This window comes from Bartonella sp. AC535YNZD (genome assembly GCF_042196625.1).
Taxonomy (GTDB): Bacteria; Pseudomonadota; Alphaproteobacteria; order Rhizobiales; family Rhizobiaceae; genus Bartonella.
Map to the genome: position 1 here is coordinate 56,510 of NZ_JBHIQP010000006.1, position 18,092 is coordinate 74,601.

Below are 18,092 nucleotides of genomic sequence, written 5' to 3' on the forward strand. Positions count from 1 at the left end.
GATGATTATAGTTTAAATGTAGCCAATCTTGAACCAATGATTGTGGTAAAAGAAAGCGACAAAGATAAAGATATTGCGCAACAAGAATTAGATCTATTTGAATAATATATAAAAAGCGGAGTTTTTTATGAACAGTGTTGAAAAAAGGATTTCAGCTCGCTTATCGTTGCGTGATCCTCAACGTGAATCATTAAATATTTTGGTGAAAATTTTAGAAAATATAGAGCTTTCTAAAAATGCTGATTTAGTTTCGAAATTAGAAATAATAAAAAGTCTCTATCCTTCTGTACAAGATTTTGAACGAAGCTTTCCCTCTTTTTGTTTTGCCTTAGCAACGGGAGTTGGAAAAACGCGACTTATGGGAGCTTTTATTAGCTATCTTTATTTAACAGGTCGTAGCCGACATTTTTTTGTTTTAGCGCCAAACTTGACTATTTATGAAAAATTAAAACAGGATTTTAGTCCTCAAAGTCCGAAGTATGTTTTCAGTGGAATAAGTGAATTCATTGCAAATAGACCCATTATTATTACAGGTGAAGATTATGAAAGTGGTAAAGGTATTCGCGCTGATGAACACCACTATTACGGACAAAAACGTTTGTTTGAAAATCGGGATACGGCCTTTATCAATATTTTTAATATTTCTAAAATTAATACAACGGATAATAAAAAAGGCACACTAAAATCTAGTATTCCGCGAATTAAACGCTTACAAGAAACGATTGGTGAAAGTTATTTTGATTATCTCGTAAATCTTCCTGATTTAGTTTTGTTAATGGATGAAGCGCATCGTTATCGAGCGTCTGCTGGTGCAGCAGCAATTAATGAGTTAAAACCTGTTTTAGGAATAGAACTTACAGCGACACCGAAAACAATAGGTGCAAAACCTGTAGATTTTAAAAATGTTGTTTACAGTTATTCACTTGCAGAGGCTATGAGAGATGGTTTTGTAAAAGAGCCTGCTGTTGCTACACGTAAAGACTTTCATCCTCAAAATTATACATCTGAACAATTAGAACATATTAAATTACAAGATGCAATTCATGCCCATGAAAACGTGAAAGCAGATTTAATTGCCTATGCCAAAGATTATAACAAAAAATTTGTTAAGCCTTTTATTTTAGTTGTCGCTCAAGATACAAATCATGCACAGAAATTGCGTGATTTATTGGAATCAGATGATTTTTTTGCAGGAGCTTATAAGGGAAAAGTTATAGAGATTCATACAAAACAGTCAAATATAGAGGAAGATCAAAATATTCAAAAACTCATTGTGATTGAGAATCCTCATGAGCCAACAGAAATTGTTATTCACGTTAATAAATTAAAGGAGGGATGGGATGTTAGCAATCTTTATACTATCGTACCGTTGCGTGCATCGGCTTCAGAAATTTTAACAGAACAAACAATTGGGCGTGGATTGCGTTTGCCTTATGGGCATAGAACAGGCATAGAATCTATTGATCGTTTAACAATCATTGCGCATGATCGTTTTCAAGATATTATTGATCGTGCGAACGATCCGAATTCAATTATAAAAAAGCATATTGAGATTGGAACAGGGGGTGATATATCCTCTGAAAAATCGGATATAGTGGCAGTTCCAAGTCAAGCAGAAGCTTTATTTATAAAAACGATAGTAACACGTCATTCCGATATAAATGGAACATCTGATTTACACGGTATCATGTTACGTAATACAGATTCACCCACATTAACCTCTGAAGAACAAGAAATTGCTGCTATCGCATGGGATATTATTAAAGAGAATGATAATTTACCAAGTTCTCAAATGCTTTGTTCTGCACCGATACAAGAAAAAATGAATAATAAAATTATGAGTATTATACCGCTAGCACAAAAGTCTCTTGTGTCAAAAGTGGTTACAATTCTGACAAAACAATTACCAGAACTGATCATAGATATTCCTAATATTGTACTCATTCCTTCGCGTGAGGTTACTTATGGTTTTTCTGATTTTGATTTGGAGAATCTAGAAAGTTTAAATTTGCAACCTGTTAGTAAAGAACTTTTAATTCGAGAATTGCGTACCCATAAAAGCATTTTTCTCACTTCTAAAGATAAATATATTAAAGAACCTCATCTTGAAAATTACATCATTCGTGGTTTTATTGATAATGATTTTATCGATTATGATAGCCATACGCCATTATTACGAAAATTGGCTTGTCAGATGGTAGAGCATTTCCAATCTTATTTACCCAATGATATAGCTGTTGAGAACGTATTAATTCACTATCAGCATAAGATTAATACTTTTATTGTTGCGCAATTAAGAAAACATCAATGGGAAACACAAAAAGATTATGAGATTAAAGTTACACGAGGTTTTACAACTTTAACACCTATCCATTATGTTTTGCCGCAAGGAACATCTCCTATTGATTTTCGTAATATTCCTGCCATTAAAAGAGACATTAAGAAACTTATATTCAGCGGCTTTAGGAAATGTTGTTATCCTTTGCAAAAGTTTGACTCAGTAGAAGGGGAATTACGATTTGCTCAAATATTAGAAGACGATGCAAAAGTATTGAAATGGATGAAACCCGCTCGAGGTTTTTTCAAGATAGAATATGATAAAGGATCAGCCTATGAACCAGATTTTGTTGTAGAAACGAAGGATGCCAAATATCTTTGTGAACCTAAAAAAGCTTCTGAAATACAAAACGCTATTGTTTTAAAAAAGAAACAAGCTGCAGTTCAATGGTGTTGTCATGCAACGCATTATGCAGCTACTTACGGTGGTAAAAAATGGTATTATGTTCTTATTCCCCATGATGCTATTAAAGCAAATAGTAGTTTTGAAGGTTTGTGTGCAGAATTTACCATTTCAGAATCTATACTTGAGAGCACATAACTTTTTGCTTTAAAAAAAACATAAGTTTTTTAACTGGTCGATGCGAGAAATAATCAAATGTTTGAATATTATTTTTAATTTTGTTCCCTGTTGCACCATTAATTTAAGAATATGAGCTAATTCTTAAATCATGAAATTATTATTTTTTTCTAACTAACTTAAAGTAAAAGGAAAAATTTATAGGGAAATTATACAATATTATGCTTTTTTATGGGGATTTTCAGCCCATTTATGATTTTTGATAAAAATAGAAGCTTACTTTCTTTATATGAAACAAAACCTTGAATTTGTAGTCACAAATTCAGAAAAAATATTTTAATTTTATAGACAGCTTTTTTCAAAAAAAATAGACAGTTTGTTGTGTTCTCTTTTGAAATATCTGAATATAATGGAATATCCAGAAGATAAAAGTAGGCTACTTTACATATGACTTTGAATTTAACAAACACTGTTTTTAATTTTTTAAAGAAAAACCCGACAAAAAAATTTACAGCTCGAGAAATTGCTCAATGGATATTTGAGAATTATCCAGAAAAATGCCGCCAAAAACAAAAGCGTTCAACGGCAATAATCTCTCCCCTTCATAGTGATGCAGCTCTTATTCAGCAAATTGTTGCTGAAATAGGGTCTCTGCGCTCTCAATTACAAAAGCGTTATCCAGAAATTAAAACCACTGAAGGACGACCGCGGCAGTATTATTTTACTAAACAAACAGATAGCGCTGAAATTGATGCAGCAGAGGACAATGTAGATTATAGGCCAGAAGATGGCTCTGTTAAAGAGCATGATCTTTATCCGTTATTATCTAAATTTTTATGGACAGAGCTTGCTGTTTACAGCAAACGCATTAATGAGAAATGTTCTCGTAATAAACATGGTGCGGGCGGCAATAAATGGCTTTATCCAGATCTCGTAGGGATGCAAGATTTAAGCAGGGAATGGAATCGTGAAATCAAAGACTGTATTTTGCAATATTTTGATAAAAAGACAAAGCTTTGGTCTTTTGAAGTTAAAATTCTCATTAATCGTTCAAATTTACGGAAAGCATTTTTTCAAACAGTTAGCAATTCTTCATGGGCTAATTTGAGCTATTTAGTTGCGAGTGAAATTGAAGGTATTGATACATTAAAAGAACTTCGGATGCTTTCAAGCTTGCATGGAATTGGATTTATAAGACTCGACAAGGAAAACGCCTCTGAGAGTGAGATCATAATTCCAGCGAAAGAACGTAGTGATATTGATTGGGATACTGCTAATAGATTAGTGAAAGAAAACAAGGACTTTTTTGATTATATTAAACTCATTCGTCAATTTTATCAAACTGGTGAAATGCGTCCATTGGATTGGGATTATATGGATCCATGAGGAGTATTAAAAAAGCTCTATTGTTTAAAGGCTCTTTTTGTAGAGTGATAAAAAATTACTTTCATGGTTTTATTTGATGATTATATTTAGGTAATACATTGATTTATAATGATAATTGGTATTTTTGACTTAAATGAGAAGTCTGAATATCATAGCATTCAATCATTTTAAACTATCTTATATTGGTGTTAATCAATCAAGGTTGTTTTCGTGCATCTCACGAGAGAGGCGATAGGGAAGGGGCGTGTGGAAATTCTGTTTGGAGTGTTCTATTTTGTGCAAGAGATGTGATCCCATTAGATACTAGATTTAATGATTATAATTCATTACATATTTTGTATTGTAGAAAATAAAATTAAACTTTGTTGTTTCTGTTTAACATAACATCAAGCATTGAAAAAATTTCCTCCTCATACTGAAGTTTCTTACAGAAAATTTATTCTGCTCTTTCCTTGTTTCCGATTTCTGTTCGTTCTGATTATTATTAAGTTCTTTATTCTCTGCATTAAATATTTAAAAAGAAATATCAATTTTATAAAATATTCACATAGTTTATTTCATTTCTTGAAATGGATTTAAAAAATAAATTTCTATCATATCTTATGCTCAAGAGAGTGTGTGTAACACAATATTCTATTTATTTTTCAATAATACCGCACGCTAAACGTGCTCCACCTCCGCCAAGCGGTAATGGTTTATCTGATTGATTATCAGCCCCTAAATGAATGACTAAAGAGCGCCCTTTAATTTCAGAGATTGTTTTTAATCGTGGAGCAAGAACGCTCATTACGGCATTTCCTTGCTTATCAACATAAAGTGCCGGTAAATCACCAAGATGACCATTGACATTATAGGGTCCTAAGTGTTTCCCAGTATGCTCTGGATCATAATGTCCACCCGCGCTTCCACCTATTATGCCATCTTTTGTATCACATGAAGGATTTACATGTACATGAAAACCATGAATCCCTTCTGATAAAGTAGATAAATTAGGGATAAAAATCAAACCGTGTATGTTTTCTTCAATTTTAATGCTACCAATAGCCTTTTTGGAATTGTTATTTTCTAATTTATAAATATTTATTTGTTTTGATAGTGCTAATGCAGAATTTTTATGAATTAAAAATGCCATAAAAAACAATAATGATAATAATATTTTTTTCATAAAATACCTTTATACTTATATTTAAATAGATTATTATCTATAAATAATAATCTATACTAATTATATCTTATATAAGTGTCTTAATTTGAACTTTAAGAAAAATAATTTACATAGAAATATTAGTTCTTATAAAGAGCAAATAAATTAAAATATGTTTATATATCTCTGAACATAATTTTTATTTTTTGATCTATAAAAAATACAGCTTTATGGATGAATAATTATATCTCACTTACATTTCTTCAAGAGATGCTTTTAAAAAATCTACTTTTTGAGATATAATGAGAAATTAAATAAGGAATTCTAGTAAATTAGCTATTATTTCATTTATAATATGATGATCGTTTCATCAAAAAAAATAACATATAATTTGTTGATGATTTAATTGTTTTTCATAGAAAAAATGACGAGGAGTTTCTATTTATTATGAAATTTATAAGAGAAAGAATTATTATGATTCGTATAAATTTCCCATAAAATACAGCATATACCGACACTCCCTCCCATTCCTGATCCTATCAGTGCTCCTATTATTATTCCGGAAGAAAGTGCTACTCTTATACCCATTGCAATAATTGGACCAAATCCTGGAAGAGCAATATAACCATAAGTTGCAAGAGTTGCCGCGATAGCTCCTGATAGGCTACCATTTAAACCGCCAATAAAAGCAAATTCTTTAATAGAATGGCGGCACTTTTTTAATTTTTTTTTCTTACGGCTGTAAAAAGAAACGTTGCTGTAAATTTTAAAATCAATCATATTCTTTTCTCTCATTTTGAATGCTAACTGTTCCTGAATAGTCAACGGATACGAAAAAATGGGACTTTTTAAATTTTACCAAAGCACGCCAGATACCATTGTCATCTAAGCGTAATCGTTTAATATTCTCAAAACCATTTTGCATAAGACAATTTTTAACTTGTGAAGCAGTAAATGAGTTCTGACCTATTTTAGTGACCTTTTGAGTAGAGCTATAGGTAAAGGCTTGACAATAAGGAAGGTGAAAAACTTCACTTATTGAAGTCGTGACTATCAACGAGACACATGCAATCATTATAAAAAAAGTACTTAATTTCAAAAAATTATTTAGTGTCATCTTATTACCATTTGTTGAAACAACACTTCATTAACCTCTGTGTTACTAACAGGTTCCAAAGATGATTTTATTTTTAATATTATAATTAACAATAAAAAGTTTTGAAAATATATTGATTAAATAAAACTGTTTTTTATTTTTCATTTTCTTTATAGTTCTAAATTTAACAGCTATGATTTAGCAAGATATATTTATTATTTAATTTGTAGTATATAATTCAGTTTTCTCTTATTTCATATCAATATACTAATATATATAATAATTATTTAATAAAAAATAGATGTATAGTTATATTAATTATACATATTATTATTACAAATAAATTAAATAAATATAATTAATTATTCTAATATAATTTGTTACTTCTTAGAAAGAACAAAAGTATATTTTTACATCAGTAATAGATATGATTAAAAATGCAATTTATTATTTTTTATTTTACGTTATTATCCATTATTGCTTAGTAGAGTTTTTTAGATGATTTTGTTGGAAATATTTGCATAATTTCCTTGAATCCATAACCGGGATACATTCCTTCGCGCATAAATAAATTACGTAATGGCGGGAAACTATGTAACAAACCAAGCCCAATGCTTCGTATGATATGAACAGGCAACATATGAGAAAGTAGAGCAGAGTTCAGTGTATGAACAGCTCCACTTCGGATTAATATATCTGGTTTGCGGCATTTGTTATAATGTGCAACAATCATTTCAGTGTTAGAGTTGGATATTTTATTGGGTAAAATATCAATTAAAGTTTGGACATCACGCAATCCTAAATTCAATCCCTGTGCTCCAATAGGGGGGAAAACATGAGCGGCTTCACCGACTAAAATTGTTCGGTTAGCAGCAAAATGATGAGAAAGAAGTCCGAAAAGCGGCCATGCTTGAATTGATGTTTCTAAGCTTAGCTTTCCAAGCATTGATTGCATTTTGTTTTCGATCATTTTTGCAATTGTTTTTGGTTCTATATTCAATAATTCTTCAGCAAGGGAAGGATGAACAACCCATACAAGACTAGATCTTCGTCCTGGTAGTGGAACCTGTGTAAATGGACCGTGTTCTGTATGAAATTCAGTTGATGTATTTTGATGAGAAAACTCATGAGAAAAGTTGAGAACAAGTGCTTTTTGTGGATAATTCCACTGTTTGACACTTATCCCTGCTGCGGCACGTGTAAGAGAGTGACGCCCATCGGCTGCAACAACAAGTGGTGTTTGAATGACTCTACAATCAGCAAGAGTAATACATACATGGTTTTTTGTATGATGAACAGATTTGGCTGCAGAAACAAATCTTGTAATATTAGGCGTATGTGTAACAGCATCGACTAAAGCACTGTTTAATTTTACATTAGGTATATTATAGCCAAAAGCTTTTTCACCAATTTCAGCAGAAGAAAAATGTACCGTAGGAGCATGCACAATTCTAGAAGTTATATCTATAATTCTCATGGACGATAAAGCAGCTGCATGTTTTTGAAGATTATCCCAAATATTGAGTTTTTGAAGCATGCGTATTGCAGGCATCATAAGAGCAGTTGTTCGTAACTCATCTGTATGAGCAGGGGGCCCAACAAGAAAAACAGAAAGCCCCTCATGTGCAAGACTCAGCGCAGCTAACATTCCGACAGGACCTGCACCAATAACAGCAATATCTCTATGCTCGTTTTTTTCAAAGATCACAACTGTTTGAACCTTTCTCCATTGAGAAAATATTTTAACATTTCCAAATGATCACTCTCTTTTTATTATATGAAGCTCTTCTATTATTATAGTATGTAATAAATAATGCGATATAAAAAAGTAACCTTTTTATGATTTTTTAAAATGTTGAGTTATATCATCGGTAAAAAATGGCGTATTGATAGATGATTGAAGACTTTAAAAACGAGGATAAGAAAACCTTGAAACGTAAACTAACAAAGAAAATCAAAACAAATGCTAAATTATTACGCCATAAAAAAGTAACAATGCCACAAGCAAAGGCCTTTTCCGTTCATTTACTAACAGCTTCGGGATCATTTTTAGCGTTTCTTTCTCTTATATCAGCCTCTCAAAAAGAATGGACAGCTATGTTCTGTTGGCTTGGGCTTGCCCTTCTCGTTGATGGTATAGATGGACCAATTGCACGCAAACTTGATGTTAAATACGTTCTTCCAACATGGTCTGGAGAGCTGTTAGATAATATTATTGATTACGTGACTTATGTCTTAATTCCTGCCTTTGCACTCTATCAAAGTGGTTTTATGGGGGTAGGGTTATCATTTTCATTGAGTGCAATCATTGTTATTTCATCTGCTATTTATTATGCAGATACTAGTATGAAAACCAAAGAAAACTTTTTTAAAGGATTTCCTGTTGTTTGGAATATGATGATTTTTACGCTTTTTGTCGTCAGGCCAGGAGAGTGGATTACTTTTATCATTATTGTTTTATCGGCGATTATATCTTTTTTACCAATTTATTTTATTCATCCAGTAAGAGTCCTTCGTTTACGTAGAGTTAATTTTCCCATTTTTCTCTTATGGTGTGTTTTTGGTGTTTCTGCCTTCTTTTATCAACTAGAGGCTCCGTATTGGGTTAAAATAGGAATTTCGGTGACAGGAATTTATATATATTGTATTGGTGCAATCATGCAAATATTTCCTCAACTTGGGGGGGGGAATATAAAAAAACAATGAAATAGTTGTTTTTAAAAGGGTGTAAGATGCAAATTGACTTTGGAGCAGGTGATGATATTTCTTTTACGAAAGAAGGATGTGCTGGTATTATAAAGCTCACGCGTCCTTCAGCATTAAACGCTCTTAATCAACGAATGGTTTCAGCTTTAAGAAAAGCTCTCAGAACATGGGAAACAGATGACAATGTTTCTTGTGTCTTAATTGAAGGGGAGGGTCGTGCTTTTTGTGCTGGTGGAGATGTTGTGGAAATCCATCATATGGGGAAAAGTGCCTCTGCTTGTCAATACTTTAGGGATGAATATAGCTTAAATGCTTATATCAAACATTTTTCAAAACCCTACATTTCTTTCTTAAACGGTATTTGGATGGGGGGAGGGGTAGGTATTTCTCTCTATGGTTCGCATCGAATTGTTACAGAAAATACAGTTTTTGCTATGCCAGAAGGTGCGATTGGATTTTTTCCAGATGTGGGTGCAAGTTTTTTCTTACCATCTTTGCCTAATCATTTTGGCATCTATCTTGCATTAACTGGCGCATGCATAAAGTGGGGAGATTGCTTAAATTTAGGATTAGCAACACATGCTGTTCCTGAAATTGAATTCGATAGGGTTAGAAAAGCTATTATCGAACAAGGAGATCCTCTTTTAGCTTTAAACGAGCGATCCATTACAAAAGACTATGAAACGAGTTACGAAATACGTTGTATTATTGATACTTGTTTTAGTGCCTATAGCTTAGAAGAATGTCTTGAGTTGCTACATAAAAAAAGCAATGAAGATGTTTTATTTGCTAAAGAATGTTATGATATTTTGCAGTCACGTTCTCCGACAAGTTTAAAAGTTATTTGGAAACAAATGAAACAAAATTCATCTCAAACGTTGGAAGACTGTATGAAAATTGAAAACCGCATAGCGCATCATATGATTCATTCACATGATTTTTATGAAGGTATACGTGCTATGTTAATCGATAAGGATAAAAGACCTCAATGGCAGCCAGATAAACTTTCAAATGTGACAGATGAAATGGTAGATTCTTACTTCCAACCTGTTGAACAAGAGTTATTATTGTGAAAAATAATTCACACAAACAGATTTCAAAAATCAATTTAATCTATAACTGTTACTTACGGTTTTTGGCACTTATTTGCTTAGTTCTAGGTATTTTTTATTGGATACGCCTTGTGGGGGTCTTTCCAGGTGTTTTATGGCGTTTTGACCTTATGCCTTGGCAGTGGCAATTTGCATCAGCTATATTGGCTATTCTCTATCCTATTGCTTTAATTGGTCTTTGGATGTATTCACTATGGGGCATTATTTTATGGTGTGTTGCCGCATTGATTGAAACAATAGCAATATATTATTCCGATTTTATTTATCAGCCTTTTGTACCATTGTTTCATGGAATATTATTTTTAGCTTTTATTATCTTACAAATTATGATGATTTTTTTAAAAAGAGTAAAAAATAAAAAACCATTATGAAAAGTCATCAAAAAGTTTTTTAAGTAATAAGTAAAAGATATTCACCTCAATTATCAAACTTCTATTCTTATATATTAAAATACGCCCTTTCTAAAAAGTTCCATAATATATATTATGCGATAACATGATACAGAAGATAAATCCTTTATCCCAAAAGAAAACCCTACTTTAAAACATCATCATATTTATATCATACAATTTACTTTTAAAATAAAATTTGGTCTTTAAAGTATATTCCTTAAAGACCAAAAATAGTGATAATAAAATTACATATAATAAATAAGAAAAATTACTGTACTATTTTACAACGTTTCATACGTGCAAGATCACTTAAAACAGCATTACGATTATTTAAAGCCGAAATTTCATTGCTTTCACTGGATTTAGGATCCATAAAAAACAGAGCAGGTAAAAATACAACACCTGCCGCTGCTAAAGCTACATTTTTATTTCTTGCTGTAGAACGCTCTCTAATTGTATCATTAATCTGTCGTTTATTAGCAAAAAACTCCCGTTGAATATCGGTGCAACTCATTGATCCATCATGTAATGTTGTCGTTGCAATATTTTTTTCTAAACGCCCCCCACATGCTGTTAAGGAAACTGCTAAAACGGCAATACATACACCCCGCTTAAAATTCTTATACATAAAAACCTCATTTTAAACATAAAAAAGTGACATTTATGTCAAAAATAAAACAAAATAAAGGATAATCTTCAAAAAACTTTATTTAACGTAAAATATTATATGAATAAACTTATGCGGTTGTTTCGAAAGTAAGGCCCTGATACGCAGGTTTTACAGAGGATGGAACGTAATTTACGACTGCATTATAATCCAGCGATCTATCCATATGTGTGAGTATTGCTTGTTTTGGCTTTAAATATTTTATCCATTGTAATGCTTGATCAACAGAAAAATGACTTGGGTGAGATTTAAATTGAAGGGCTTCAATGATGAGAACATCCAAACCCATTAGTTTTGATAATGTTTTTTCAGGAAACTCACTAACATCTGTACAATAGGCAACATTTCCGATACGGAAACCTAAAGAATGAATATTTCCATGGTGTTGTAAATGCGTATTAACGCTTATTGCTCCACCCTCCCCTTGAATAATAAATTGGCTATCTTCATTGATAAGATGCTCTTTTAAAATAGGAGAATAAGATGAATCTTTTGGTGTTTGAAAACAATATCCGAAAGCATTTTTGAGATGTTCTAGTGTAAATCTGTCAGCATAGATATCTATTAAACATTTTTGTGCAAGTGCATAGCTGCGTAAATCATCAATACCGTGGATATGATCTGCATGAGAATGTGTGTAAAGAGCAGCATCAAGATGGTCCACATGCGCTTCAATCATTTGTGAGCGAAAATCCGGCCCCGTATCAATAACGATTGTTGTTTTTTTCCCTGATGGTTTAATGCGTTCAACTAATAAAGAACTTCTGTAGCGTTTATTTTTAGGATTATTCGGATCACATGTTCCCCAATCACCATTAGGTCTTGGCACTCCTGGAGAAGGCCCACACCCTAATATTGTAAATCGGTATTGATCACACATAGCTTTTGCCTTATTTCATTTTGCTAAATAAACGAAAAGCATTACGGGTTGTTATTTGAGCTGTTTCTTCAATGCTTAAACCAATTGTTTCAGCCAAAACAGCTGCTGTATAGCATACAAAAGATGGTTCATTTGTTTTTCCCCGATGAGGGGTAGGTGCTAAAAATGGTGCATCTGTTTCCACCAACAAATGTTCATGGGGCACAATTTTTGCTATTTCACGGATTTCAAGAGCGTTTTTAAAAGTAAGAATACCTGAAAAAGAAATATAACCACCAAGCTCAATTCCAGCACGAGCAAGTTGCATTCCTGATGAATAACAGTGAAGGATAAAGGGAAAAGCTCCTTCTTTTATCTGTTTGCGCAATATTTTTTCCATATCGATATCGGCATTGCGTGAATGGATAACAAGAGGAATCTGTGTTTCTCTAGAAGCGATGATATGTTCTTGAAAAACTTTCTTTTGTTCTTCTGGTGTAGAGTAATCATAATGATAATCAAGCCCCCCTTCCCCAAACGCAACAATTTTAGGATGATTCGAGAGCTGTATAAGCTCTTCCGCTGTAATATTTTGTTCTTCATGCGCATGATTGGGGTGTGTTCCAACGGAACAAAAGACTTGATCATAGCTTTGCGCAATAGCTAACAGCTTATCTAACTTATGAACATGGGTTGAAATTGTTATCATACGTTTAACGTTAGCATCTAAAGCCCGTTGGATAACATTATCCAAATCTTGTGAAAAATCTTCAAAATCAAGATGACAATGTGTATCAATCAACATGATGAGTATCTTCTTTCTTCAAGATATAACGAGGAAAAATTGGTTCTGGTGGTGGAAGATCAAGTCCTTCTTGAATTTTCGCATGGCTTATATGATACAACAACCGATCATCTTCAGCAATCGCAAGGCTATCAAGAAGTTTTGCTGCTGATTGAGGTATGAAAGGCAAAAGCATTATTCCTATTCGCCGCAAGATTTCTACAGTTATATAAAGAACTGTAGAAAACCGATCTCGATCATTTTTACGTAAACTCCAAGGTTGTTCGTTGGCAAAATAGCGATTGGCATCTGCTACAATTGAAAAAATAGCTGAAAGGGCTAAATGCATACTATGAGAAGACATTGCTTGATGTACAGTTTCCAGCACCTGAAGAGATTGTTCTAAAAGCTGTTTATCTTGAACTAAGAATGAAGTTGGTTTTGGGACTTGTGCATTACAATTTTTGGCAATCATAGATAAAGAGCGCTGTGCCAAATTACCAAGATCATTAGCAAGATCAGCATTAATACGGTTCACTAAACTCTCATGGCTATAACTACCATCTTGTCCAAATGGCACTTCACGGAGAAGAAAATAACGGACCTGATCAAGACCGTAATGATCAACCATTTCAAAAGGATCAACGACATTTCCAATAGATTTTGACATTTTTGCACCACGATTAAGTAAAAAACCATGTGCAAAAATATTCTTAGGCAAATCAATTCCAGCAGACATTAAAAATGCTGGCCAATAGACTGCATGGAAACGAATAATATCCTTACCAATAATATGCGTATTTGCAGGCCAAAAATCACGTTTTGTTGAATTTTCATTGAAAAAACCAATTGCTGATAGATAATTTGTAAGTGCATCAACCCAAACATACATTACGTGCTTTGGATTATCAGGAACAGCAACGCCCCAATTAAAACTTGTGCGTGAAATAGAGATATCTTTTAAACCCGATTTGATAAAACTTATAATTTCATTTCGCCGCTCAAGTGGAGCAATAAAATCAGGATGTTTTTCATAATATTCAAGAAGAGCCTTTTCATAACGAGAAAGCCTAAAAAAATAACTTTCTTCTTCATTCCATTCAACTGGAGAGCCTAATTCCTTCTCGCGACGGATATTGTCTTGTCCAACTTCCGTATCTTTCTCTTCATAATAGGCTTCTTGGCGAATCGAATACCACCCCGTATAACGGCCGAGATAAATATCACCATTTGCTTCCATCTTTTTCCAAATTTCTTGACACGCTTGATAATGGCGTTCTTCTGTCGTACGGATAAAATCATCATTAGAACAATTTAATACTGCAAGCATTTTTTGAAATACCGCACTATTACGATCTGCAAGTTGCTGAGGTGTCATGCCTAATGCAGCTGCGGTTTGTTGCATCTTGAGACCATGCTCATCTGTACCAGAAAGAAAAAATACATTTTTCCCGTTTAACCGTTGAAAGCGGGCTAAAACATCGCTTGCAATGGCACTATAAGCATGTCCAATATGTGGAGCACCATTAGGATAAAAAATGGGAGTTGTTATGTAATATGTGTCACGCATGTCATACTCGTTGTAAAACGCTATAAATAGAAGATATTATGACATAACGTTTGTTCATCGCATTGTCACGGAAAAACTAATTCTCATGAATGATCTTATGAACTTTAAAAAGTAAGTTAATAACAAACTGCTTTTTATCGAGATTAAACAGTTGTATTTCCTCTATTTCTTGATGAATCTCTTGCCATTTTCCCGCATATTTTTTTGAGAGAAATAAGTCTCCCTTTTCAACGAGCATAATAGCTTTTTTTTGAATTTTATTAAGAATTTCATCACAAAATTGTTGAAATTGGAATGTAGAAGAAACAGATGAAAATGTTTGTGTAAGAGTATGTACAATCGTTGCGTTACAAACAGGTTTCTCTAGGAGAGCATCAATTGTTTTAATAATTTCAAGACCGCCATGGCAAATAAGTAAAGCGGCTTTTCGAGGGCTTCCTTTAGATTTTTTAATAATCATTTCAATTGTTTTTTCATCAGGTAAATCCTGATCGGCGAAAATATGTATAATAACTTTTTTCATTTCATCGTTATTCAACGGACGAAAAGAAATTTTTTGACACCGTGAATGGATTGTTGGAAGCAATTTTCCTGAAGAATGTGCGATAATAACAAATAACGTTTTTGTAGGTGGTTCTTCAAGTATTTTGAGAATTGCATTTGCTGCATTTCTATTCATATCATCTGCAGAATCAATAATAACAATACGCCATCCATTATCTTGCGATGTTCGACTTAAAAAATGCATAATATCACGGATATCATCAACGAGTATTCCTGTTTTAAACTTTTGCGTTTTCACATCAAATCGACGTGAAATATACAAAAGACCAGGGTGACTTCCTTGTGTAATTTGGCGCCATGGGGTAGAATAAGGATCGGGTTTCAGGAAAGAACTCTGTTGAAAACTTAAAATATTCCAAGCAAGATGAAAGGCTAATGTAGCCTTTCCAATCCCATATTCTCCTTCAAATAATAATGCATGATGCAAACGCTCTTCTTTAAGCATTTGTGTCAAAAAATGACGAACATCCTCATGACCAAAGAGAACATTGTTCTGGGATGGTGATAAAATTGTATCAATATCATCATATTGGCGTAAGGTATTTACATTACTCATGAAAGCTGCTCCAACAATACCTGATGACAAATATTTTTTATTTGATGAGCAATGGCTTCCACTGAGCCAGTGGCATCAATGACTCGAAATCTATGGGGTTCCCGTTTGGCCAATTGAAGAAAAGCCTGACGCCTTTGTTCTTGAATTTCCAACTGATCTTTTTCAAAATAATCAATTTCTTCTGTTTTTTTTCTTCGCAAATTTGCACGCTTCATACCACACACTGCTGGCATATCTAATAAAAATGTTAAATGAGGCAAAATACCATTGAGCGCAATACACTCTAAAACAGAAAGAAGAGAAGAACTGACGGTATCATTGAGGCCTTGATAAACGCGTGTAGAATCAATAAAGCGGTCACATAAAACGATTTTACCTTTTTGCAAAGAAGGTGCGATAACCTCAGTAACATGGTCGACACGTGCCGCTGTAAACAAAACAGCTTCAATCAATGGTCCATATTGTTGTATCTTCCCTGACAATAAAATATGTCGGATTGCTTCTGCTCCTGCCGTTCCTCCTGGTTCTCGTGTTGTAACAACATCATAACCTTTGTGAGAGAGATACTCAGCAAGCAAAGAAATCTGTACTGTTTTTCCTACTCCCTCCCCTCCTTCGAATGTAATAAAATAACCTGACACGTATGACCTTAACCTTATTAGCGCGTAACTATAAATATTTCCGTAACCATCCAATTGTGATTTCATAGAATGCATTTTTTACTTTTGCAAAGAAACTTCCTTCCTGAACATTCATTCCGGCAAAAACTGGTTTTTCCAGAAGAACCTTTTTATCTTCTAAAATTTGAATAACGCCAACTGATTGCCCAGAAACGATGGGGGCTTTCAATGGACCATGATATTTAATTTTTGCTTTAACATTTACTTTTTTTTCATTCGAAAGCATAAAACTTATTGGTGTTTTAACAATGAGTGGAACAAAATTTTGCTTACCACCATAAACAGGAGCACGACCAACCGTTTCTTCTCTTGTGAAAATCGTTTTGAGATCAAATGCCGTCATTCCCCATTGAAGAATGCGTTCTATTTCTTTTGTATATTTTTTTCTATCTTGCAAACCATTGATTGCTAAAAAAAGACGTTGATGATTTTTAGAAATGGTGGCAACCATTGAAAAACCTTCTTTTTTACTGTAGCCAAAACCAAATCCTTCTACACCAATTTCCTTAGAAATAAGAGGGTTTTTGTTACGTTGAAAAATATTATTCCACGTAAAATGAGGTTCACGATAAAGTGCATAATAATCTGGATATTCCTGAGTAATGTAACGTGCTAATATAATCATATCACGCACTGTTACAAATTGTCCCTCTTCGGGAAGCCCTGTTGCATTAACAAAATGACTCTGAGATAATCCAATCATTTTAGCGCGCTGATTCATCAACTTTGCGAAATGAGCTTCATCTCCTGATATGCCTTCAGCAAGAATAATAGCAGCATCATTTCCATTGACAATAATTAAACCACGCAACAGATCATAAACACTGATTTCTGTTTTTATCTTTGCAAACATAGTGGTTGTACCAGAAGGTGCTCCACCCTTGCGCCAAGCATTTTCACTGACCTTAAATTTCTGCGTACTTTTTAATAATCCTTTTTTTAATTGATGAAATACAACTTCTGCTGTCATCAATTTTACTAATGAAGCAGGGAAAAAAGGAATAGCACTTTGTTTTTCATAGAGTACTGTCTCTGTATCATCATCGAGTAATAACAATTGGGATGCGGGAGTTTGAAAATCTTGCGCTCTCCCCCATGTATCAAATGCCAATACTCCCCATAATATTAATAAGATCCTTAATACTGTATACATAGCCGCTCCTCCCATCTAAAAATCAGCATAAAGAATTTACTATATAGGAAAAAACTTTTTGATTGCTGCAAATTGAGGAATTATTTACAACTCACAAAAAGATTTTATTTTCATTTAGCTTTAGAAAAAAATAATATGACACGCTTTTTATCTTCCATGTAGGTTCAGTTTAATTTTAAAGTATGAGAGACAAAATATTTTTTCCTATTTTTATTGATAGTATTTTGATTTGTTATGATAAATTATAATCTTTTAACGTGGATTTGATTCAAAATACTGTAAGATTCTCTCATCCCCTCCTCTCATATTAAATTCAATAAAATCACTTGCTTACGCGTCATAAGCAGGGTTCGTATATGGATAAAAATTATTAAAAAAGAGAGTAAAATACTTCTTATCAACCTCTCAAGTGTTAAGAATTATCGCACAAAACATTGGGGCTTGCAAAGTCTATGACGTTGTCGGTTTATATCTTCATAAGTGTGAAGATGGTGATATCTAAAGGCGTTACAGTTATGCCATTCACAGGCGCTGTCGTAAAATAGGCTTGTAGCGTGTTGAAATAT

At 33.1% G+C, this 18,092-nt stretch carries 16 protein-coding genes; 5 read left to right on the plus strand and 11 right to left on the minus strand.

From position 1 onward, the window contains the following. The first annotated feature begins 127 nt into the window (after positions 1-127). Both ACFIM8_RS05065 and ACFIM8_RS05070 read left to right on the plus strand, forming a co-directional pair. Positions 128-2,878, plus strand: coding sequence for a DEAD/DEAH box helicase (locus ACFIM8_RS05065; protein WP_375606862.1), 2,751 nt, complete (start codon positions 128-130; stop codon positions 2,876-2,878). A 426-nt stretch (positions 2,879-3,304) separates the two neighbouring features. Continuing rightward, entirely contained in the window at positions 3,305-4,243 is a 939-nt protein-coding gene (locus ACFIM8_RS05070; protein WP_375614592.1) for a COG2958 family protein, read from the plus strand. Between the two features lie 637 nt (positions 4,244-4,880). Here ACFIM8_RS05070 and sodC read toward each other — a convergent pair. From sodC to ACFIM8_RS05090, 4 genes are all read right to left on the minus strand, one after another. Further along, positions 4,881-5,408, minus strand: coding sequence for a superoxide dismutase [Cu-Zn] SodC (gene sodC, locus ACFIM8_RS05075; RefSeq protein ID WP_375606864.1), 528 nt, complete (start codon positions 5,406-5,408; stop codon positions 4,881-4,883). 417 nt (positions 5,409-5,825) lie between these two features. After that, positions 5,826-6,182, minus strand: coding sequence for a hypothetical protein (locus ACFIM8_RS05080; RefSeq protein WP_375606865.1), 357 nt, complete (start codon positions 6,180-6,182; stop codon positions 5,826-5,828). Then, positions 6,160-6,504 carry a hypothetical protein gene (locus tag ACFIM8_RS05085; RefSeq protein ID WP_375606866.1) on the minus strand — a complete coding sequence of 115 codons (345 nt, stop codon included), beginning with the start codon at positions 6,502-6,504 and terminating at the stop codon, positions 6,160-6,162. Before ACFIM8_RS05085 ends, ACFIM8_RS05080 begins: the two co-directional genes overlap by 23 nt. Before the next feature lie 460 nt (positions 6,505-6,964). Next, entirely contained in the window at positions 6,965-8,191 is a 1,227-nt protein-coding gene (locus tag ACFIM8_RS05090) for a UbiH/UbiF family hydroxylase (RefSeq protein WP_375606867.1), read from the minus strand. A gap of 185 nt (positions 8,192-8,376) precedes the next feature. Here ACFIM8_RS05090 and pcsA point away from each other — a divergent pair, with 185 nt between their 5' ends. From pcsA to ACFIM8_RS05105, 3 genes are read left to right on the plus strand one after another with little or no spacing between them, the layout of a single operon-like run. Then, positions 8,377-9,189, plus strand: a complete 813-nt coding sequence (gene pcsA, locus ACFIM8_RS05095; protein ID WP_375609478.1) for a phosphatidylcholine synthase — start codon at positions 8,377-8,379, stop codon at positions 9,187-9,189. A gap of 26 nt (positions 9,190-9,215) precedes the next feature. Then, on the plus strand, positions 9,216-10,262 hold the full coding sequence (locus ACFIM8_RS05100; protein ID WP_375614593.1) for an enoyl-CoA hydratase/isomerase family protein: 1,047 nt from the start codon (positions 9,216-9,218) through the stop codon (positions 10,260-10,262). Continuing rightward, a complete protein-coding gene (locus ACFIM8_RS05105) occupies positions 10,259-10,672 on the plus strand; it encodes a DUF6163 family protein (protein ID WP_375606870.1) in 414 nt (137 codons plus the stop codon). The genes ACFIM8_RS05100 and ACFIM8_RS05105 overlap by 4 nt, the downstream gene beginning before the upstream one ends. Before the next feature lie 289 nt (positions 10,673-10,961). On the opposite strand, the gene ACFIM8_RS05110 is transcribed toward ACFIM8_RS05105, so the two are convergent. The 7 genes from ACFIM8_RS05110 to ACFIM8_RS05140 all read right to left on the minus strand — a co-directional run bounded on the left by ACFIM8_RS05110 (position 10,962) and on the right by ACFIM8_RS05140 (position 17,526). Then, positions 10,962-11,321 carry a hypothetical protein gene (locus ACFIM8_RS05110; protein WP_375606871.1) on the minus strand — a complete coding sequence of 120 codons (360 nt, stop codon included), beginning with the start codon at positions 11,319-11,321 and terminating at the stop codon, positions 10,962-10,964. Between the two features lie 109 nt (positions 11,322-11,430). After that, a complete protein-coding gene (locus ACFIM8_RS05115; protein ID WP_375609481.1) occupies positions 11,431-12,240 on the minus strand; it encodes an MBL fold metallo-hydrolase in 810 nt (269 codons plus the stop codon). Between the two features lie 10 nt (positions 12,241-12,250). Continuing rightward, positions 12,251-13,024 (minus strand): TatD family hydrolase, encoded by a 774-nt coding sequence (locus ACFIM8_RS05120; RefSeq protein WP_375606873.1) that lies wholly within the window; start codon positions 13,022-13,024, stop codon positions 12,251-12,253. After that, positions 13,014-14,573 carry a methionine--tRNA ligase gene (gene metG, locus ACFIM8_RS05125; protein WP_375608358.1) on the minus strand — a complete coding sequence of 520 codons (1,560 nt, stop codon included), beginning with the start codon at positions 14,571-14,573 and terminating at the stop codon, positions 13,014-13,016. Before metG ends, ACFIM8_RS05120 begins: the two co-directional genes overlap by 11 nt. 76 nt (positions 14,574-14,649) lie before the next feature. Continuing rightward, complete coding sequence (locus ACFIM8_RS05130) at positions 14,650-15,693, minus strand: DNA polymerase III subunit delta' (protein ID WP_375614594.1); 1,044 nt, start codon at positions 15,691-15,693, stop codon at positions 14,650-14,652. Next, positions 15,690-16,334 carry a dTMP kinase gene (gene tmk, locus ACFIM8_RS05135; RefSeq protein WP_375614595.1) on the minus strand — a complete coding sequence of 215 codons (645 nt, stop codon included), beginning with the start codon at positions 16,332-16,334 and terminating at the stop codon, positions 15,690-15,692. The genes ACFIM8_RS05130 and tmk overlap by 4 nt, the downstream gene beginning before the upstream one ends. Before the next feature lie 28 nt (positions 16,335-16,362). Continuing rightward, a complete protein-coding gene (locus tag ACFIM8_RS05140; protein ID WP_375609484.1) occupies positions 16,363-17,526 on the minus strand; it encodes a D-alanyl-D-alanine carboxypeptidase family protein in 1,164 nt (387 codons plus the stop codon). Positions 17,527-18,092 lie beyond the last annotated feature (566 nt).